The sequence below is a fragment of the Paraburkholderia sp. PGU19 genome, from assembly GCF_013426915.1.
Classification (GTDB): domain Bacteria; phylum Pseudomonadota; class Gammaproteobacteria; order Burkholderiales; family Burkholderiaceae; genus Paraburkholderia.
Window position 1 is genome coordinate 1,218,446 of sequence record NZ_AP023180.1, and the last position, 20,270, is coordinate 1,238,715.

General features: G+C 64.1%; 14 protein-coding genes. 9 read left to right on the forward strand and 5 right to left on the reverse strand.

Annotated elements, in window-relative coordinates; genetic code table 11:
* Positions 1-62 precede the first annotated feature (62 nt).
* The 3 genes from H1204_RS23040 to H1204_RS23050 form a co-directional block, all read right to left on the reverse strand.
* Positions 63-725, reverse strand: coding sequence for a response regulator (locus tag H1204_RS23040; RefSeq protein ID WP_180733065.1), 663 nt, complete (start codon positions 723-725; stop codon positions 63-65).
* A gap of 134 nt (positions 726-859) precedes the next feature.
* Positions 860-5,932, reverse strand: a complete 5,073-nt coding sequence (locus H1204_RS23045; RefSeq protein ID WP_180733067.1) for a trifunctional serine/threonine-protein kinase/ATP-binding protein/sensor histidine kinase — start codon at positions 5,930-5,932, stop codon at positions 860-862.
* Positions 5,933-6,065: 133 nt separating this feature from the next.
* A complete protein-coding gene (locus H1204_RS23050; protein ID WP_180733068.1) occupies positions 6,066-7,337 on the reverse strand; it encodes an epoxide hydrolase in 1,272 nt (423 codons plus the stop codon).
* Between the two features lie 321 nt (positions 7,338-7,658).
* On the opposite strand from H1204_RS23050, the gene H1204_RS51495 reads away from it, so the two are divergent.
* The 8 genes from H1204_RS51495 to H1204_RS23085 all read left to right on the forward strand — a co-directional run bounded on the left by H1204_RS51495 (position 7,659) and on the right by H1204_RS23085 (position 16,011).
* The gene (locus H1204_RS51495) at positions 7,659-8,432 is read left to right on the forward strand and encodes a cyclic nucleotide-binding domain-containing protein (protein ID WP_243468768.1); all 774 of its coding nucleotides are present in this window, start codon (positions 7,659-7,661) and stop codon (positions 8,430-8,432) included.
* Entirely contained in the window at positions 8,324-9,385 is a 1,062-nt protein-coding gene (locus tag H1204_RS51500; protein ID WP_243468782.1) for an FAD-dependent oxidoreductase, read from the forward strand. Before H1204_RS51495 ends, H1204_RS51500 begins: the two co-directional genes overlap by 109 nt.
* A 248-nt stretch (positions 9,386-9,633) precedes the next feature.
* On the forward strand, positions 9,634-10,677 hold the full coding sequence (locus H1204_RS23060; RefSeq protein ID WP_180733070.1) for an alpha/beta hydrolase: 1,044 nt from the start codon (positions 9,634-9,636) through the stop codon (positions 10,675-10,677).
* 52 nt (positions 10,678-10,729) lie between these two features.
* The gene (locus H1204_RS23065; protein ID WP_180733072.1) at positions 10,730-11,485 is read left to right on the forward strand and encodes a response regulator; all 756 of its coding nucleotides are present in this window, start codon (positions 10,730-10,732) and stop codon (positions 11,483-11,485) included.
* 269 nt (positions 11,486-11,754) lie between these two features.
* Positions 11,755-13,515 carry a cytochrome c biogenesis protein DipZ gene (locus H1204_RS23070; protein ID WP_180733073.1) on the forward strand — a complete coding sequence of 587 codons (1,761 nt, stop codon included), beginning with the start codon at positions 11,755-11,757 and terminating at the stop codon, positions 13,513-13,515.
* A gap of 295 nt (positions 13,516-13,810) precedes the next feature.
* Positions 13,811-14,137: a DUF4148 domain-containing protein gene (locus H1204_RS23075; protein ID WP_180733075.1), complete on the forward strand. Its 327-nt coding sequence runs from the start codon at positions 13,811-13,813 to the stop codon at positions 14,135-14,137.
* A gap of 148 nt (positions 14,138-14,285) precedes the next feature.
* The gene (locus tag H1204_RS23080; RefSeq protein ID WP_243468783.1) at positions 14,286-15,026 is read left to right on the forward strand and encodes an alpha/beta hydrolase; all 741 of its coding nucleotides are present in this window, start codon (positions 14,286-14,288) and stop codon (positions 15,024-15,026) included.
* Positions 15,027-15,042: 16 nt separating this feature from the next.
* Positions 15,043-16,011 (forward strand): quinone oxidoreductase, encoded by a 969-nt coding sequence (locus H1204_RS23085; protein ID WP_180733078.1) that lies wholly within the window; start codon positions 15,043-15,045, stop codon positions 16,009-16,011.
* Here H1204_RS23085 and H1204_RS23090 read toward each other — a convergent pair.
* Positions 16,008-16,778, reverse strand: coding sequence for a response regulator transcription factor (locus tag H1204_RS23090; RefSeq protein WP_180733080.1), 771 nt, complete (start codon positions 16,776-16,778; stop codon positions 16,008-16,010). The genes H1204_RS23085 and H1204_RS23090 overlap by 4 nt on opposite strands.
* A 338-nt stretch (positions 16,779-17,116) precedes the next feature.
* On the opposite strand from H1204_RS23090, the gene H1204_RS23095 reads away from it, so the two are divergent.
* On the forward strand, positions 17,117-18,046 hold the full coding sequence (locus tag H1204_RS23095) for a LysR family transcriptional regulator (RefSeq protein ID WP_180733081.1): 930 nt from the start codon (positions 17,117-17,119) through the stop codon (positions 18,044-18,046).
* Between the two features lie 689 nt (positions 18,047-18,735).
* On the opposite strand, the gene H1204_RS23100 is transcribed toward H1204_RS23095, so the two are convergent.
* Positions 18,736-20,154 (reverse strand): IS66 family transposase, encoded by a 1,419-nt coding sequence (locus tag H1204_RS23100; RefSeq protein WP_180732078.1) that lies wholly within the window; start codon positions 20,152-20,154, stop codon positions 18,736-18,738.
* Positions 20,155-20,270: the final 116 nt, after the last annotated feature.

Consider the following 20,270-nt stretch of genomic DNA (forward strand, 5'->3'; position numbering starts at 1 on the left):
CGGCCCGCCATCATATGATCGTATATGGCCCTACTTGCCATTTTCCGGCTGGCGGTGTGCGATTATCGCGGCGTGTGAACGATGCCCAGCGCTTCCATTTTGCGCATCAGTTCCGCGACCGAACGTGAGTTCATCTTGCGCATGGCCTGGCCGCGATGAATCTTCGCGGTGATCTCCGCGATACCCATGTTCGCGGCAATCTGCTTGTTCAACAGGCCCGTTGCGACGAGTTGCAGCACTTCGCGCTCGCGCGGCGTCAGCGACTCCCACGCCGTGCGCATCGTATGCAGCGAGCGATCCGACGCGAGACGGCGCGCGTCGCGCTCCAGTGCGGCGATCACGGCATCGATCATGTCCTGATCTCGGAACGGCTTGGCGAGAAAATCCATTGCGCCGGCCTTCATCGCTTTCACCGACATCGCAATGTCGCCGTAGCCCGTCATGAAGATGATGGGCATATGCAGGCGTCCGTCGTCGATCAGCGTTTGCTGCAACGCGAGGCCGCTTTGACCGCGCAACCGCACGTCGAGTACGAGACACGAAGGAATGGCGGGTTTGTCGGCAGCCAGAAATTCTTCTGTCGACGCAAACGCGCGCACGTCGATATCGATCGAGCGCAACAGGCCCGAGAGCGCGCCACGCACGAGCTCATCATCATCGACGACATAAACGAGGCGGGCATCGGACTCAAGGAAACCAGTCTGGAACGGCGTGGAATTGGACATCGGTGGTTTTTGCTGTTTTCGATGGCTCGAACGTCCGCTCAATCAAGCGGACGACGATGGTAACAAATGCGATCACGACGGTCCACGACGCTCATCGGCGAACACGCGGCAATCATACGATCGTATGCGGCCGCTCAAGCGACGAAACGCGGCAGCGTGAACGTCGCGCGCGTGCCTTTCGCTTCGCGCGGCGACAGCGTCAACGTGCCGCCATGGGCTTCGACGATCGAATGGCAGATGGCGAGGCCCATGCCCATGCCGTTTTCCTTCGTCGTGAAAAGCGGTTCGAGCAGACGCCCGGCAATCTGCGGATCGATGCCGCTGCCCCGGTCTTCCACCGACACGCAAACAGGCGCCCCGTCATCCGATGTACAGATCAGTCTCAGCTTGCGTTCGCCCTGCGCGAGCGACGCCATCGCTTCGGCGCCGTTCGTCAGCAGATTGATGGCGACCTGCTGCAACTGGATGCGGTCGCCGCGCACCTGCACGGCACAGTCGAGACCGCGCAGCTCCAGCGTGATCTTCATCGCATCGAGTTGCCCGCCGACGAGCGCGGCCGCCTCACGCAGCGCCTCGTTCAGATCGAGCGTGGTGAATTGCGGCTCTGCCCGGCGCGCCTTCGCGCGCAGCCCCTGAATGATCGCCCTTGCCCGCGTCGCGCTCAGGCCGATATGCGTGAGCATCGCACGCGTCTCGTCAATCTCGGGCGGATTGCGGTTCAGCCAGCGCAACGCCGCGCTCGCCGACGTATCGACGGCAGCGAGCGGCTGACCGACTTCGTGCACGATCGACGCGACCAGCTCGCCCATCGCCTTCAAACGGCTTGCGCGCTCCAGATCGCCGAGCGCATTGCGCAATTGATCTTCGGCCTTGGCGCGCTGCCGGTTTTGCTCGAACAGCTCTTCATAGAGACGCGCGTTTTCGAGCGCGAACGCCGCTTGCGAAGCGACGACTTCGAGCAACGCCGCTTTCGCCGATGTGAACACATTTGCCGCGAGATTGTTCTCGATATAGAGCACGCCGACGAGCATCGCGTAACGCATCAGCGGCACGCACAGCACCGAGCGTGGACGATGACGCCGCACGTAATCGTCCTGCGCATAGGCGGGCGAATCGCACGCGTCGTCCAGCACGAGCTTTTCCTGCGTACGCGCGACGGCATGCACGATCGACACAGGCAGCGTCTCCGACGAGAAATCGGCCGCGTCATGCGAGACGACGATGGCGCCGCCCAGCACATGCGCACGCGCCGCCACGCGCCACACGCCGCGTTGCAACAGCACCAGCGCGCCCTGCTCGGCGCCCGCGCTTTCGAGTGCCGTACGCAACAGCGTTTCGACCAGACGCGCGGGCACGATGTTGCTGGCAAGCGCATTGGAAATCCGCAGCACGGCCTGAACGTCGAGTTCCTGCAGACGGCTCGCGCCCGGCGCGCTGCTGTCGGACTCGAAATAGTCCGGGTAGTCGGCCTGCAACTGACGCACCTTGCCCGTCGCGCCCCAGCGCTGCCACGCGCCGCGCGCGTGGTTCAGATACGCTTGCGCGGGCACCTCTTCCTCGCGCGCGGCATGAAAGCGCGCCGCCAGTTCGGCGGCCAGCGCTTCGACCTGCGTGAAGCCGTGACGGCGTGCGTGCGATACGGCCCTCGCATACCGTTGCCCGGCTTCGTTCGCGAGGCCCACTGCGCGCAAGTATTCGGCCCGCACCAGTTCACGCCGCGCAACGAAGTTCATCGGGCATGCGCGAGCCCACACATCGAGTTGATCCATGTAGCGCTGAAGCGCCGCTTGCTGTGCGGCATCGCGCGTGGGCAACGCGAGCAGCGTCAGCGCGCCGTAGTACGGCAACTCGGCGCGCTCCGCGAACGAGCGTGCAAAGTGCGCGCAGGCATCGGCCCGCCGATGCGACTCGACGGCATCATGCAGATCGCCGAACAGCAGCGCGCGTTGCATGCGATACACCCAGTAGGCGAGATCCACCAGCGTGACGGGCGCGCCTTCGACAGGCACGGGCGGCGGCTCTTCGTCGGGGTCCGGCGCGCCATCCTGCAGTGCCGTGACGAACGCCCACTTCGCGAGAAACGATTTGATGACGAGGCGAAAATTCGCATCGCGCACCAGCGCTAGACCTCGCGCAATCGTCGCGCGCACGTCGCCGAGGAACTCGCCTGCGAACAGCATCCCCGTGACCTGGTTGCTGGGGCAATACATCGCGAAGGTGTGGTCGCCGCTTTGGACGGCGACATCGAACGCGCGGCGGATGTAGTCGTGCCCCGCTCTCGCCGGCAAGGCCCACGGCACGACGAAGGTGCCGAACACCATATAGACCCGCGCGCGATAACGCGCGAGGCCACGCTCGTCGACGAGATGCAGCGCCAGCTCACCGAACGGCAACGCGGCCGTATGGTCGCCGTAGCGCGCGCCGAAAATCTGCTGCATGCACGTGTACACGTTCGCCGACGCATCGGAATGGCCGTGCTCGATCCCGAGATTGACGGCACGCAGCAGCATCAGGTCGACGAGATCCTGATCCGTGTAGAGCGCGGGCGGAATCAGATCGGCGAAGATGTCGGTGATCGCGCGGCGCAATGGGTCGGCGACGATCGGCAGGCGGCGCAGCCCGTCGATGCCATGCTCGTCGAGCCAGCCGCGCAGACGCGCATATTCGCGGTCGACGTCGTAGACACTCGGGCGCAACGGCACGTCGATGCCCGCTTTGCTCAGGAACGCGAGCCCCACCTGCAATGCGAGATCGTAGCGGCCGAGCGTCGTGTAGAGTGCCGCGCGCAAGCGAGCCAGGTCCGCGCCGAAGATGCCGTCGCCCGCCACCCGCTCCAGCGCCGACAGCCGCGCCTCGGCGGGTTCGAGCGCGCCCGTCATGAACTCCGCCTCGCCGCACAGCATGCGGGCCGTCAAGCCATCTTCGCTGGTGTCGTCGTCGCCGAGAAAGTCGAGCGCCGCGCGAAACAGGCCCAGGGCCGAATGGTGCGCGGTCGCTGCTTTCGCTTGCCGGCCGGCGTCGAGATTGAGGCGCGCGAAGGCGAGCCGCTCGTCAGGGTCCGTGACGGCGGGCCGCGCGAGATTGATCTGCACGGCCATCGCGAACACGTCTGCCTGTGCGCCGTGATGCGCGAGCATGCGCCGCGCGATCTTCAGATGCAGCGGCGCGCGCTCGGCCTTCGGGATCGACGCGTACGCCGCCTCGCGGATGCGGTCGTGCCAGAACACCCAGTCCTCGCCGTCGCGATAGACGCTGCCCGCTTCGAGCGCGGCGTGCAGGCCCTGAACCGCATCGCAGCTGGGCAGCGCCGAGGCGATGGCGAGCATGTCGCCCGATGCTCGGTCGCCAAGGCAAGCCAGCGTGCGCAGCACGCACTGCGCGGGCACGGGCAACTGCTCGAGCTTGTGCGTCAGCAGGTCGATGACGTTGTCCGCGCCGCGATGGCTCATGATGCGTTCGAGATGCCAACCCCACGCGCCTGCTTCGAGGTCGTATTCGAGCGCGCCTTCGTCGGCGAGCACACGCAGCAGATGGCGAACGAAGAACGGATTGCGCCCGGTCTTGCGGCCGATTTCGTCGGCCAGCGGCGCGAGCGCGTGCGTGTCCCGATGCAGCGCGAGCGCGATCAGTTCGCGCAACGCGTGGTCGTTCAACGGTCCCAGTTCGATGCGCAGCGTGTCGCGCGATTGCGCCAGCGGACCGACCCGCAACGGATGATCCGCGCCGACTTCGTTGCCCCGGAATGCGCCGATGAACAGCAGCGCCACGTCCGCGTGCCTGAACAACCGTTCGAGCACATGCAGCGTGCCGACGTCCGCCCATTGCAGGTCGTCGAGCAACAGCAGGAGCGGACGCGAGGCCGTCGCAAAGCACGCGATGAGGCGCGCCATGCCTTGCAACACGCGCTCGCGTTCGAGCGAAGGCTGCGGGTCCGGCGCCTCGCCGATGCCCGGCTGCGAACCGAGCACGGCCGTGAGTGTCGGCAAGAGGCCCGCCAGCGTGCGGCCTGCCGGCCCGGTCGCTTCGCGGATACGGTTGCGCCACTGCGCGAATTCGTCGTCGGCGCAACCCAGCACGTATTGCAGCAACGGCTCCAATGCCTGCACGAGGATCGCATACGGTGTCGCGCGGCGGCCTTCCTCGCTCTTGCCCGCGGCAAGCAGCGGCGCGTCCGTGCGGCGGATGCGCGCGACGGCTTCCTGCAGCAAGGTCGACTTGCCGATACCGGACGCGCCGGCGATCCACGCGACGCGCGCCTTGCCGCCGTCAGCGACGGTACGGTAAGCCGTCGTCAATGCTTCAAGTTCTGCTTCACGTCCAAACACACCGTCGGCACGCTGCAGCGATTGCAGTGCGGCGTGCGTATCGAGCGCAAATGGTGGGATATGCCCAAGACGGTCGTGCAGATCTTCGCACCGGTGCAGGTCGGCGAGCAGGCTTGCGGCATTGGCGTAACGCTGCCCAGGTGCCTTCTCGAGCAGCTTCATGACCAGATGCGAAAGTTGCTGCGGCACGTGCACGGCGAACTCGGCGGCCGGACGCGCGCGATGCGTCGCGTGCGCGTGAACGCGCGCGGCGGCATCCGTCGCACTGTCAAACGGCACGATACCCGTCAGCAGTTCATAGAGGATGCAACCCAGCGAATAGAGATCGGCCCGTTCGTCGACCCGCAGGTTCATCCGCGCGCCAAGCTCGGGCGCCATATAGCTGAAGCTTGCTTCGCACCATTCGAAGTCGGCATCGGGCACGCTCGCCATGCCGTTCAGCGCACACGATGCGAAGCCGAAGCCCACCAGCCGGGCCCGGCCTTCTCCGTCGATGAGGAAACTGCGCGGCATCAGCGCGCGATGGACCACACCTGCCGCATGCATCGCATTCAACGCGGTCGCGAGGCTCACGGCCAGCGCGAAGAATGCCTTCAGGCCAACGGGACCTTGCATCCGCGCGTGCAACGGCTCGCCGCCCGGGTCGGCCAGCACCAGCAACGCGCCGTTGCCATGCGGCTGCAACGTCAGCGGCACGGCGCACCACGCTTCGTGCAACCTGTCGCGCAGTGCGTATTCGCGTTGCAGCGCAGCCAGCTCGGCGGGCGTCGCATTGGCACGGCCAACGACGAGAACGGGCGCAGCGCTTTCGGCTACGGCCCGTTGCAGTCTGAGCGCTCCCGCGCTGAGTTCAATGAAGTTTCGGGTAAGAAGATCGATCATGCGATGACGTTGCAGACACAGCGACGGGCATAACAGGCCCGATACTGTACCGTGCCTGTCACCCCGCAACGCCCGTATGTGACGCCGGGCTCATATTGTGACGTCGGGCGATCGCCGGTCGATCTTCCCGGGCTCAACGCAACGGCCTGAACCCGGCCCGTACTTCCTGGGCGAACAGCAGCGGCTCTTCCCACGCCGCGAAATGGCCGCCCTTGTCGACCTCGTTGAAATAGATCAGGTTGTGATAGCAACGCTCGGCCCAACTGCGCGGCGCCTGATAGATCTCGCCCGGAAAGACGGTGATTGCAGTGGGCAGCGAGATATCGACGGCATTGAAGTTGTTCGAGTGGTCTTCCCAATAGATCTGCGCCGACGAGGTCGCGCTATCTGTCAGCCAGTACAGCGAGATGTCGTCGAGAATCTCGTCGCGCGTCAACGAACGCTCGGGCACGCCGCCGCTATAGGTCCACTGCGAAATCTTGTCGTACATCCACGCGGCCTGGCCGGAGGGCGAATCGGCGAGCGCATAGCCAACCGTTTGGGGGCGCGTGACCATCATCGCCGAATAACCGCAGTTGTCGCGATAGAACACGGCGAGCTTCTCGTACGCATTCTTCTCCTTGGGCGACAGTCCGGCCGGTGCGGGATCGCCGAGCGCCAGCGAGCGCGCGATATCGGCCGGGACGGTGGCGGGCATGTTCACATGAATGCCGATCAAGCCCTTGACGTGCTGCATCGCCATGCGGTGCGACACCACGGAGCCGCAATCGCCGCCTTGCGACACGAAGCGGGTATAACCGAGCCGCTCCATCAGCACGCCCCATGCGCGCGCGATGTGATCCGAGCCCCAGCCCGGCGTGGTCGGCTTGCCCGAAAAACCGAAGCCGGGCACGGACGGCACGACCACATGGAAGGCGTCGTCGGCACTTGCGCCGTAGGCGGTCGGGTCAGTGAGCGGGCCGATCGCCTTGATCAACTCGAAGATCGAACCCGGCCAGCCATGGGTCATGATCATCGGCATCGCGTTCTTGTGACGCGAGCGGACATGGATGAACTGGATATCCAGCCCGTCGATCTCCGTCACGAACATCGGCAACGCGTTCAGCTTCGCTTCGCCCTTTCGCCAGTCGTATTCGCTGCCCCAGTATTGAACGAGCTGCTGCATACGCGCGAGCCGCACGCCCTGGGATTCGTCGGTGACCGTTTCCTTGCCCGGCCAGCGCGTTTTAGCCAGACGCTGACGTAAATCGGCGAGATCGCTATCGGGGATATTGGCTTTGAATGGACGGATAGTCCCCGCGCTATTCGCGGCGTAAATCGCTTCGGGAAATAACGCGAATGCGCCCGCTGCCGCCGTGGCGGCCAGCACGTTACGCCGCATCGGCGAGAACGGAGATGAAGACATGCTTTGTCATCCTGTTTCCAAGGAGTGGGCACCGCTGTGCACGACGATCTGCACGACGATGTGAGCGAACTGGCAGAGCAATGCTTGACCGCTTGCGAAGCGCATGGCCCGCAGCGTCCCACTCATTAGAAATGACGAATGTATCTCGCGTTTGTCCGCGATGTACCTGTTCGTAACAGCACAGTATTAAAACAGTACGCGTAACTTGAGGTTGCACTTGGGGATCAAAATAGGCAAGCGTGCATATCATACGTTCGTTTGGATTGACCCTTGACCCCATAGCCGCGATTATTCCAGCGCAATAGCAAACAGAGGAATGCGATGAGTCAGCATCGACACGACAGCGACGATCCACAGGCAGGCGGGCGTCCTTCCTCTATGAAGCCGCAATCGGATTCGAATGCGGCTCCGAAGGCCGCGCCCGCCGACGACCGTTACCCGCACTTCAGCACCGCCGACATCGAAAAGATGATGCGCTTCGGCATGATTGAGCATTGGCGCTCGGGCGACGTGATGTTCCGCATCGGCCAGCCGGGACTCGGCATGCGCGTGCTGCTGAGCGGGCGTGCAAGGCTGTCGCGGCGCGATGGGCTCGGCCGGTCGCAGACCATCGTCGAACTGGGCGCAGGCCAGTTCCTCGGCGAAGTGGCGCAACTCACCGGCAAGCCCGCGCTCGCCGATGGCCTCGCGCTCGACGACGTTGACGCACTGATGATTCCGCCACAGCAGATCCGCGACATGCTCGTCGCGGAAGCGCACCTCGGCGAGCGGATCATGCGCTCGCTGGTGCTGCGCCGTTTCGGCCTTGTGCGCGAAGGCGCCGGCCCCGTGCTGATCGGACGTTCCGGCGATCTCAGACTGCTCGCGCTCGAAGGGCTGCTGCATCGGCTTGGTCATCCGTACTCCGTCGCGGACCCGCGACCGATTCCGACATCCGCGATCTGCTCGAAGAATGGGGCGTATGGCACGACGATGTGCCCGTCGTCATGCTCGCGGACGGCACGCCGCTGCGAGATCCCGATGAACGTCAACTGGCCGCGCGCCTGGGCCTGCTGCCCGAACTCGACTCGGCGCGCACTTACGACGTTGCCGTAGTCGGCGCAGGGCCGGCCGGGCTTGCCGCTGCCGTGTATGCGGCATCCGAGGGTCTGTCGGTGATCGTGTTCGACAGCCATGGCCCAGGCGGCCAGGCAGGCGCCAGCGCGCGGATCGAGAACTACCTGGGCTTTTCGACGGGCGTGTCGGGCCGCGAGCTGGCGGCGAACGCGTTCGCGCAAGCAGTGAAGTTCGGCGCGGAAGTCGTGATCCCCACCCGCATCGACCGGCTCGACTGCGCGCAGGCACCGCTTCAGCTCGAACTGCAAGGCGGCCAGCGCATCTCGTCGCGCACGGTCGTGATCGCGACGGGCGCGGCATACCGGAAGCCCGCCATCGAAGGGCTCGACGAAGTCGCAGGCCGTGGCGTCTACTACTGGGCTTCGTCGATCGAAGGACGTCTGTGCCGAGGCGCGGAAGTGGTCCTCGTTGGCGGCGGTAACTCGGCGGGACAGGCCGCAGTATTCCTGTCAACACACGCGAGCCGTGTCCACATATTGATTCGCGGCGACAGTCTCGAGTCGAGCATGTCGCGCTACCTGATCGATCGCATTGCGTCGCTGGGGAACGTGGTGCTGCATACGCGGACCATCGTCGCGTCAGTCAGAAGCGATGAATGGGGCCTCGAAGCCGTCACATGCAGCACGCCCGAAGGCGAACTCGTATTCGATACGCGGCACCTGTTCCTGTTCACGGGCGCGAACCCCAACACGCAATGGCTGCGCGATTGCAGCGTCGAGATCGACGACCGGGGCTTCGTCAAAACGGGCCTCGCGGCGGGCGTGCGCGCCGATACGGCATGCTTCGCGTTGCAGACCAACGTACCCGGCGTGTTTGCGATTGGCGATGTGCGCAATGCATCGGCGAAGCGCGTTGCGGCGGCGGTGGGCGACGGCGCTGCTGTCGTCGCGGAGATCCATCAGTTTCTAAGCGCGCCGTTGCCCGTCGCATGAGCGCGCGGTTCGCATGAACCGGACGGGTTTGGGGAGAAACCCAGCGTAACCTATACGAACGTATGCGGTTGCCCATCCGTATGAATCAGCTGGCTAGATGCAGATTGTATGGAACACATCGACCCCGCAGTCTAATCTTTGCACATCGATGCTTTGAAGCGGCGATCGGCCATCTTGCCTCGCGTTAGCGGAGCAAGCCGCCCGAACGACTCTGACAAAAAAACTGGTTGAAAAAAAGGAGTACGCACATGCAAGACACGGTGAATCTGCGTCGCCGCCGACTGATCGGGACGACTGCTGCAGGCATCGGGCTGCTGGAACTGGGCCTCGGCAACCTCGCGCACGCGCAAGCCACGAAGAGCGCGCACGCCGCAAAGAAAGCGGCTCACCATACGTCGTTCGATGCGATCGAGCAGATCGACGCCGGCACGCTGAACGTCGGCTACGTGGACATGGGCCCGAAGGACGGCCAGCCCGTCATCCTGTTGCACGGCTGGCCGTACGACATCTACAGCTTCGTCGACGTCGCGCCGATCCTCGCGGCGGCGGGTTACCGCGTGATCGCGCCGTTTCTGCGCGGCTACGGCTCGACGCGCTTTCTTGCCAACGAGACGCCGCGCAACGGCCAGCAGGCTGTCGTGGCCGTCGACATCATCGCGCTGATGGATGCGCTGAAAATCGACCAGGCCATTTTCGGCGCATTCGACTGGGGCGCGCGCACGGCCTGCATCATCGCCGCACTGTGGCCGCAGCGCTGCAAGGGGCTGGTGTCGGTGAGCGGCTATCTGATAGGCAGCCAGGACGCGAACCGCAAGCCCTTGCCGCCCAAGGCGGAGTTCGCGTGGTGGTATCAGTTCTATTTCGCCACCGAGCGCGGCGAGCTGGGGTACGCGGCCAACCGCAACGACTTCAACCGGCTGATCTGGCAACTCGCGTCACCGAAGTGGCATTTCGACGATGCCACCTATCAGCGCACGGCGGCATCGTTCAACAACCCCGATCACGTGGCCGTGGTGATTCACAACTACCGCTGGCGTCTGGGCCTCGTGCAGGGCGAGCCGCAATACGACGAGATCGAACAGCGTCTCGCGGCGCTGCCCACCATCGGTGTGCCGACCATCACGATGGAAGGCGATGCGAACGGCGCGCCGCATCCCGATCCGTCCGCGTACGCGAAGATGTTCACGGGCAAGTATCAGCACCGCAACGTGAGCGGCGGCATCGGCCACAACCTGCCGCAGGAAGCGCCTCAGGCATTCGCCGAAGCGGTCCAGCAAGTCGTTCGCCTTTGATCCCCGATGCGTTCAAGCATGACACGCCAATCGTCGCCCCTGACCTGACATCATGGACAAACCCGACCACGTTCTGATCATCGACGAGGACCGCGGCATGCGCGAGTTCGTCGCCAGCTATCTGGAGAAAAACGGCATGCGCGTCTCGCTCGCGTCCAGCGGACGCGACATGCACGCCGTGCTCGACCGGCATACACCCGATGTGATCCTGCTCGACGTAATGCTGCCGGGCGAAGACGGCCTCGCGCTATGCCGCGGGCTGCGCGCCGGGCGTCATCGTGCCGTACCCGTGATGATGGTGACCGAGCATTGCGACGAGATGGACCGGATCATCGGCCTGGAGATGGGCGCCGACGACTATCTGTCCAAGCCGGTTGCCGTGCGCGAACTGCTCGCGCGCATCCGCGCGGTGCTGCGGCGCACGCGCATGCTGCCGCCCGGCATGCTGGTGGAGGAATCGACGGAGATGCTGAGCTTCGGCGACTGGCGGCTCGATACGACGGCGCGCCACCTGCTCGACACCGAGGATGCCGTGGTCGCGTTGAGCGGCGCGGAATACCGGCTGCTGCGCGCGTTTCTCGATCACCCGCAACGCGTGCTGACCCGCGACCAGCTGCTCAATCTGACGCAACGGCGCAACGCCGAACCGTTCGATCGTTCGATCGACCTGCTGGTCAGCCGTCTGCGGCAAAGACTCCGAGACGTCGCCCGCGTGCCGCGCTACATCAAGACGCTGCGCAACGAAGGCTATGTGTTTTCGTCGACGGTGAAGGCTGTCGAGGAAGCGCGCGCGCGGCAGCATGCGTGATGCGTGTGGCTGTTTCAACGTCGCTGGCGTCTTGCCCGGCATGACGGCGCATTAGGCGTATCTGCATTCACCAGACGGCGCCCGGCCGTCGTTTGTATCGCCATGTATCCGGCGGCGCAGCCGATACATCGCGATACGCAACCCTTCTCTCCTGAAATTCGCCGGATACATGTGCGGGCTTTAATCCGTCACAAGGGCACGCGCGAGATCGACATGCGCTGCGTGCAGACCGGTTGAATCAACCGTTTCCGGATCAGGAGGTCGATTCCATGTTACTCATCGTCATTGCGTTTCTGGGCGGGGTGCTCACCATCCTGAGCCCATGTATCCTGCCCGTCGTGCCATTCGTCTTCGCCCGTTCCGACAAGCCGTTCGTGACAGGCCGGCTGCCGTTGCTGCTCGGCCTGGCTATCACGTTTGCGCTCGTTACGGGCGTCGGCATTGCTGGCCTGAGCGGCGCCGCGCAACTGAACCACTACGGGCGCTGGGTGTCGCTCGCGCTATTCGGTGTGTTCGGCGCATCGCTGCTGTTCCCGACGCTGTCGGCGCGTCTGTCGCGCCCGTTCTTCGGGATCGGCAACCGCGTCGCCGCGCTGTCGCAAATGCGCGGCACGCGTTTTCAGATCGGCTCCGCGCTGCTGCTCGGCGTGGCGACGGGCCTGTTGTGGGCGCCTTGCGCCGGTCCGATTGTCGGCCTGATTCTCACGGGCGCCGCGCTGCATGGCGCGACCTGGACGACGGCGGCGGCACTGACCGCGTACGCGCTCGGCGCGGCGAGTTCGCTCGCCGTCGTGTCGGGGCTCGGCAAGCAGGCGCTCGACGGACTCAAGCGGTCGCTCGGTCTCGGTGAGCGTGTGCGCCGCGCGATGGGCGCGCTGGTGCTGTTGAGCGTCACGGCCATCGGCTTCGGTTTCGATACACGCGCCCTCGCGCAGTTGCCGTCGGCATCGACGACGGGCGTCGAAAGCCGGCTGGTCGGCCTGCTTGGTTCCGACCATACGCAACAGCCGCGCACGCTGAAGCCGCACATCCAGCGCATCAGCGCGAAGGTGCCGTCCGCGCTGCCTGTCGAAGGCCATCTGCCTTCGCTCGATGGCGCCGAGAGCTGGATCAACTCGCCGCCGCTCACGAGCGACGCGTTGCGTGGCAAGGTCACCGTCGTCAACTTCTGGACGTATTCGTGCATCAACTGCCTGCGCACGCTGCCGTATCTGAAGACGTGGTCGGACCGCTATCGTAACGACGGTCTCGTGGTGGTCGGCGTGCATACACCGGAGTTCGCCTTCGAGCACGATCCGTCGAACGTGAAGCGCGCCGTCGCCGACCTCGGCGTTCACTATCCCGTCGCGATCGACAACGGCTACAAGATCTGGCAAGCGTTCGACAATCAGTACTGGCCGGCGTTCTATATCGTCGATGCAGAAGGCCGCATCCGTTATCACCATTTCGGCGAAGGCGGTTATGCCGAAGCCGAGAAAGTGATCCAGCAGTTGCTGGCGGAGTCGGGACACACGATGCAGACGCGCGATCTGCCGCCCATTCAGGGCGCCGGTGCGCAGGCGGCCGCAGATAACCCGAACGTCGAATCGGGCGAGACCTATGTGGGTTACCAGCAGGCTCGCGGCTTCGCGTCGCCGGAAGACCTCCGGCCCGACGATGTCGCCGCGTACACCGTGCCGTCGCAATTGCCGCTCAATAGCTGGGCATTCGGCGGGAAGTGGATCGTGGGCGGCGAAGCGGCTGTGCTGAACGACGCGCATGGACGCATCGCCTACCGCTTCCACGCACGCGACCTGCATCTCGTGCTCGGCCCCGGCGTGAATGGCAAACCCGTGCGTTTTCGCGTCACGATCGACGGCGCGGCTCCCGGCGACTCGCATGGCGCCGATGTCGCCGCCGACGGCAGCGGCGTCGTGACGAGCGCCCGCCTGTATCAACTCGTGCGTCAGCACGACGCCGTGCGCGACCGGACCTTCACGATCGAGTTTCTCGATCCGGGCGTGCAGGCTTTCTCGTTCACGTTCGGCTGACACCTGGCGGCATCGCTTCAGGCAACGCCACTGCGCTTTCGCGGCGCAGTGGCGTTTGTCATTGGCAACCCGCTGCCCGAGATTTGTACCGCAATGTATATATCCGCGATAGAGAAATACTGGCTTACATTCCGGCGCGTTCTGGAAACAAGCCAGATACGTGAGCGGGTTCAAATAACGACACGCAAGGTTGATTCATGACAGTGCGACTGACCGGGCAGGAAAGCATAAGCAAAGCGCAATGACCGCCCGGGATGACATCAACGCAGACCCGCTTCACTACTGGAGAATACCCATGAAACTCGTTCAATCCCTCATCGTTGCAGCCTTGATCGCCGCTCCCGCTGTGTCGTTTGCGCAGTCGAACCAGCCCGTGACCCGCGCCCAGGTGCGCGCCGAACTGGTCCAGTTGCAGCAGGCCGGCTACAACCCGGGGAGCGACAACACGCAATATCCGACGAACATCGAAGCCGCGCTGTCGCGTATCCAGGCTGAAAAGGGTGCTGCGTATGGCGGCGTCGCAGCGGGTCAATCGAACTCGGGCGCGCATCGTGACACCGCGCAAACGCCCGCTCCGCAGCAAGACGTACTCGGCCTCGAACCGATCTACGCGCATTCGTAAGCGCCACGGCTCCGTTGCCGATGCATGCATGCGCATGCGTCGCAACGGAGCGCCCAACTGACGCAGCAGAAAAACATCCATCGATAACGCGGTACTCAGGGGCAACACAATGACAAGAAGCTTCAGGACCATCCTCGCGTTCGCCACGATGCTGTGCGGACTTTTGGCGTTGCAGACTGCGCACGCGGCCACGCAAGCCGACCTCAAAGGCACCAGTGTCGTTCTCGTGCACGGCGCATTCGCCGACGGGTCGAGCTGGAACCGCGTGATCCCGATACTCGAAGCACATGGGCTGCACGTCGTCGCGGTGCAGAATCCGCTGAGTTCGCTTGCCGTCGATGTCGCGGCGACGAAGCGCGTCATCGATCAGCAGAAAGGACCTGTCGTGCTGGTCGGTCATTCGTGGGGCGGCGTGGTCATCAGCCAGGCGGGCAACGACGACAAGGTCAAGTCGCTCGTCTACGTCGCGGCCTTCGCGCCCGACGCCAACCAGTCGATCGCCGACATCACGCAAGGCATGAAGCCACCCGCATGGGCGAATGAACTGCAAAAAGATTCGGCCGGCTATCTGACGCTGTCGGACAAGGCCGTGCGCGACGACTTCGCGCTCGATCTGCCCGCAGGTCAGCAACGCATCGTCGCCGCGACGCAAGGACCCTGGTTTTCCGGCAGCTTGAACGACAAGGTGACGCAGGCCGCCTGGCACGAGAAGCCGTCGTACTTCGTGATTCCCGGCCGCGACAAGATGATCGATCCGCGTCTGCAGGCGAAGATGGCGACGCAGATCCATGCGCAGGTGACGCGCGTCGACGCGAGCCACGTCGCGATGCTGAGCCAGCCCGAGGCCGTCGCCAACGCGATTCTCGCGGCGGCGCGCAACGCGCGCTAAGGCAGAGGCGCGCTAGATGAAGACCATCATGATGGACGGCCCGGGAGGGCCGGAGAAGCTTCGGCTGGTCGAATGCGACGAACCTGTTGCTGGCCCGGGCGAAGCCGTCGTCGAAGTGGATGCCGCGGGCGTCAATTTCATGGACATCGGCGTGCGGCGCGGCGGCATCTGGTCGACGATGGCGAATCCGAAACCGCTGGGCGTCGAAGGCGCGGGACGGGTGTCGAGCGTCGGCGACGACGTCGCGGATATCCGGCCCGGACAGCGCGTCGCGTGGGTCTATGCGCCCGGCAGCTACGCGCAGCGTGTCGCGATACCCGCTGCATCGCTCGTCCCCATTCCTGACGCGATCGATCACACCACCGCTGCCGCCGTGATGATGCAGGGCCTCACGGCCAGTCACTTCGCGACGGACTTCTACCCTGTCCGCCAGGGCGACATCGCGCTGGTGCATGCGGCGGCGGGCGGCCTCGGGCTGTTGCTCACACAGATCATCAAGCTGCGCGGCGGCATGGTGATCGGGCGCGTGTCGCATGAAGACAAGGTCGAAGCCGCGCGGCAAGCGGGCGCCGATCACGTGATCGTCGACAGCGAAGGCCGATTCGCCGACGAAGTCATGCGCGTCACCGACGGCGAAGGCGTGCACGTCGTCTACGACGGTTCGGGACCGGCGACGTTTCAGGGCTCGCTTGCATCGCTGCGGCGCTCGGGCACGTTCTGCTGGTATGGGCCCGTGCTGGGCGCGGCCGGCCCGCTTCATATCATGAGCCTGCCGAAGAGCATCAAGATCGGTTACGCGACGTTCGCCGATCACGTCCACACCCCTGCCCTGCTGCGCGCGCGTGCGAAGCAATTGTTCGACTGGATCATCGCGGGCGTGCTCGACGTGCGGATCGGTGGCGTCTATCCGCTTGCGGATGCTGCGCGTGCGCACGCCGACATGGAGAGCCGCAGGACCACGGGCAAGCTGCTGCTGATTCCCTAGGCGATGCAGTTCATCACAGGCGCATGCGATATTTGGCTTTCGACACGCATCACCGCCGCCGAAAACAGATAGCCTTCGTTGCGCAGCGTCTTGATGTAGCGTCCGTCGCGCACGCCGTCCTGGAGCCGTTGACGCACACGGCTCACGAGCAGATCGATCGAGCGGTCGAGCAGGTCGGCGTGACGGCCTTGCGTCAGGTTGAGCAACTGGTCGCGCGTGAGCACGCGGTTCGGATGATCGAGGAACACCCGCAACAGCCGATACTCCGCTCCGCTCAACGCGACCACCGAGCCTTCGGGGTCGAGCAGACGGCGCGCCGCCGTATCGAGCCGCCACTCGCCGAAACGCAGCACGGTGGCCGATTCCGCGACGCGCATGCCGGGCGGCAGCATGTTCGTGCGGCGCAGGACGGCGCGAATGCGCGCCAGCAGTTCGCGGATCGCAAATGGCTTGGACAAAAAGTCGTCGGCGCCCAGTTCGAGGCCGACGATGCGATCCGCTTCGTCATGACGTGCGGAGATCATGACGACGGGTATCGCGTGAAATTCGCCTGCGCGCAATTCGCGGCACAACGACAGGCCGTCCGCATCCGGCAACCTCACGTCGAGGACGATGAGATCGGGCGTGTCGCGTTCGAGCGCCGCGCGCAAGTCGCGCCCGCTGGACGCGTGCGATACCCGCATGCCGTTGCGTTGCAGATGGATGGCGACGAGTTCGCGGATCTCACGATCGTCATCGACGATCAACACGTGTTCGAGCTTCTTCATGACTGATTCAACGACTGCGGCTACGGCAAGGCGCGCTGCTTCCGGCTCGTACTGACGGCGTGACGTGCCGGAACAGCAGCACGGTCATCGCCTTCGTACGCGCATGTATCCGGCCCACACCCGCCGATACAAAACACTGTCTGCGAGCCACTTCACGACATGTGACGGATACATCCCGCTGCTCAAATGAGCAGCGTCGACACGCGTCACGCCGGGCCACCGGGTGCGGGTTAATGTGCCGCGCATGGTGGCAGGAACGCATCGTTGACACAACAGCAACTGTGCTCACTCTCCGTTGCCCTGCGGGCAACACTCGGGATTTCATAGGTCTGACAACGATGCGAACAATCAATCACCAGCGCCTGAGATATTTCTACGCGGTCCTGACGCAAGGATCGATTCGCGGCGCCGCCGACGACATGAACACGTCGCCGTCGGTGATCACACGGCAGATTCGGCTGCTGGAAGAGGAACTGGGCGTCACGCTGTTCGAGCGCGGTGCCCGAGGCGCGCGGCCGACGGAACCGGCGGCGCATCTGCTGGAGTTCTGGGAGGGCTATCAGTCGCAGCAGGAGAAACTCGAAGACCAGTTGCACGCATTTCGCGGGCTGCGTCATGGGCGGGTGCAGTTGGCCGTGAGCGAAGGATTCGTCGATACGCTGACCGAGGACGTGCTCGCGCCGTTCTGTGCGAAGTATCCCGCGCTGACGATCGAGATGAGCATGCTGGCTCGCGATGGCATTGTCGAAGAGGTGGCTGAAAGCCGGGCGCATATCGGGCTGGCTTATAACCCGCCGCCGCATCCGCGGCTTGAGTGTCTTGCGAGTTCGGTTCAGCGGGCGGTTTTGCTGATGCGAAAGGAGCATCCGCTTGCGATGCGGAAGCGGGCCGCTACGATTCACGATTTGCGGGCGTTTCCGCTGGCGTTGATGCCGCAGACGTTTGGGATCGGGCATGCGGTGAAGATGCTGGAAGTTGCCGAAGGCGTGCAGATCGAACCGGCGGTGACGAGTAATTCGCTTGCTGTGCTTAAACGGATGGTTGCTGCGGAGAACTTTGTCACGTTGATTGGGGAGTTTGCGGCGCGGCGTGAAGTCGCAAGCGGCGAGCTTACGACGTTGCCCGTCGACCATCCTGTTTTTCAGGGTACGCACGCGCGGTTGATCGTGAAGATGGGGCGTGTGCTTACACCTGGGCCGATGGAATTGGTCAAGTGGATTCAGCGGAGGCTATCGGTGTTTGCGGTGGAAGGTGTCCACGTGCACTAGTGGGGGCTTTGTCTGCGACTGCCGGGCGGGGTTGCTTTGCTCTCTGCGCAGGCATGAGGTTTCGTGGCGCGGACGGTTTTGGTTTGCTTGTGTTTGCGCTGGCATCCGCGTTTTGTTATCTGGCTTCAGGCGTCGCCCCTGTGCGGGGCGGCACCTACTTTTCTTTGCCGCCGCAAAGAAAAGTAGGCAAAAGAAAGCGGCTCACACCGCCAGTTCTTGTGTTTGCCTGAGGGCCCCCAACCGGTCTTACGCTTCACACGGCAACGTGTCTGTTCAGCTCGTTGCCAACGCTTCGAACAGATGCCTCACCCGCTTCAGATCTCCGCACAAGGGCAAGCGGCAGCGAATGGTTTGTGCCGCCCAGGTGGCAAACTGTGTGTAGGTTGTCGCGTCGTACAGGGTAGCGCTCTTACAGGGTGGAACGCGTGCGCTATCGGTCCGAAGTGAGGCGTGCGAGGCACTACGGCCTACACACAGTTTACCACCTGGGCGGCCGTGGAATATCTGGCACGGCATGATGCAGCGCGGGTGACTGAAGCGGGTGAGGCGCACCGCAAGAGCGGTGGCAACGGACATGGGTCACGTGATTGCCGGGTGAAGCGTAGGACCCGTTGGGGGCCCTCAGGCAAACACTAGAACTGGCGGTGTGAGCCGCTTTCTTTTGCCTACTTTTCTTTGCGGCGGCGTAACTATTCAGCGGTAACCAGAGGCGAAACGACGACTCCTGTAAAGGCCAGGGCGAGCGCGTCGATCAGCGAACGGCTCTGCTTGCGTAAGGTGGCAAGGTAGGAGCGGATCGTGCAGAACGCCTCCATACCCGATTCCGAGCGGAAGCACCCGGAGATCTTCTGTTTGAGTTTGGGCATGCGGATATCGCGTTCGGCCTGGTTGTTGTCGAACGGTACGCGGTGATCGGCAATGAAACGCCACACCTCATCGGCATACTTGTGAAGCCGTGTGAGCAGGTTGCAGGTAAAGCTTTGCCTGATCCTGCCGCGGCGTTCCCGGCGCCCGGACTCACGTGCCTGCTGCGGATTGAGCTTGCGTGCCTGGGCGATCAGGGCGCGGCTGCGCCGTGTGTAATAGCGTTGGCGCGCCTGACTCAGCGAGGTGTTTCCTGCAGCCTGACTGAGGTCGACCTCGCGCTTTGCCTGGCAAAGCAGGTCAATCATCTGCTGGGCCCAGCGTTGCTGCGTGGACTCCAGGACAAACACCAGTTCGCGCAGATGATGAGCATTGCACAGCGCATGCTCACACTCATAGCCGGCATACGGCCGCCAGCCGTCATGGACCGCGACTCCCCTAAAGCCGGGAAGAATGCCGAAGCTGTCCAGCGCCTCGCTGCCGCGCTTGCGGTGCGCGCCATACCAGCTCAACGCGTGCGTCGAGGCGACATGCAGCCAGCGGGACTCGCGCCCCACGCGCATGCAGCTCTCATCGAAATGCACCACGGGTTGCCCGCGTAGCGCCTGCCGGATCTGCTCAACGGCTGGCACCAGTAACTGCGCGGCCTGATCAATGCTGTGCTGGACGGTTCCCGTAACCACATGCAGACCAAACAGGTCCTTCAGCGCCTGGGCGGTGCGCGCAACCGGCAACTGCTGGTATTGCGTCAGATAGACGGCTGCGGCGCGAATCTGGGGGCCGTACTGAACCGCCTGGCTCACGCCCTTGGGAAATGCGCCCGAGTGATGCTTGCCGCAGCGGCACTGCGCGATCTGCACGCGATGCTCGGTCACCTCAAAGCGCGTGGGTGGCAAATCGATCACCTGACGGCCTTCGGGCAACACGGCCACGCGGGCTGCTGCGATGCGTTGGCCACATGCATCGCACACCAGCGCCACCGGGTGAATCTCGATGTGATCGGGTTGCGCGACGCGTTTGAGCGTCTTGCCCTTGTGCCCCGGTTGCGCGCCAGGCCTGGCCCCGCTCGTGCCGCGCAATGACTTCGGCTTGCGCCTTGGACCATCGCTTGACGGCGGCTTGCTGGAGTTATGACTGTCCTTCTCAAGCTTTGCCTCGAGCTCGTTCAGACGCCTCACCAGATCAACGATGAGTGCGTCCTTCTGCTCCGGTGTCAGGTCCTTGAGGTCGGGCATCTTCGTCATGTCCCTCACTATGCACAGCCTGGTAGCAGTTTACAAGCGCTGAATAGTTACGCGGCGGCAAAGAAAAGTAGGTGCCGCCCCGCACAGGGGCGACGCTTGAAGCACGCTAACAAATC